The organism is Micromonospora sp. DSM 43699 (assembly GCF_055517075.1).
This window is the reverse complement of the sequence record NZ_JBTMMT010000182.1, coordinates 1-488: the sequence shown is the minus strand read 5'-3', so window position 1 is coordinate 488 and position 488 is coordinate 1. Positions and strand designations below refer to the sequence as shown.

Annotated in this window: 1 protein-coding gene; it reads left to right on the top strand. The window is 59.8% G+C overall.

What is annotated here, in order from left to right; genetic code table 11:
- Positions 1–318: hypothetical protein (locus AC0AIB_RS31135; RefSeq protein WP_465098068.1), on the top strand; the 318-nt coding region annotated here is incomplete at its 5' end.
- Positions 319–488 lie beyond the last annotated feature (170 nt).

Genomic DNA, 488 nt, shown 5'->3' with positions numbered 1-488 from the left:
AAATGGGATTACCACACGTGGGGCGGCGTGGTGAACTTCATACCGTATGCAGGTGATGCGGCTCAGCGAGGCGTCGATGCCGTCACAGCCAAGTGGCTCGAGGAAGAAGCAGCCAGGATCGACAGTGGTCAAGCCCGGGACAACTTGGCCACCGGCATCGACCGAGAAGGACGTCTCCAGGCGATCGCCGAGCACTGGCGGGACGAGAACCCCGATGTCGAAAAGAACGAGTCGCCGTGGATGACCAACGAGCGGATCGACGACTCGGCCAACAACGGAAATGCCGCTGCACGTCGGCTCGGGAGCAAGGTATCATAGTGCGCTACGTAAAACTTGCAGCGTTCGGAGCGACTTCCGCGCTGCTGCTCCTCGGGTGTTCAGGAAAGCAGACCGCATACGATTACTCGATTCCCGAGAAGGTCTGCGGCATCGACGTCCAGCCATCGAACATGAAACCGCTGCTACCTCCCGGAAAGGAGGTCAAGGAG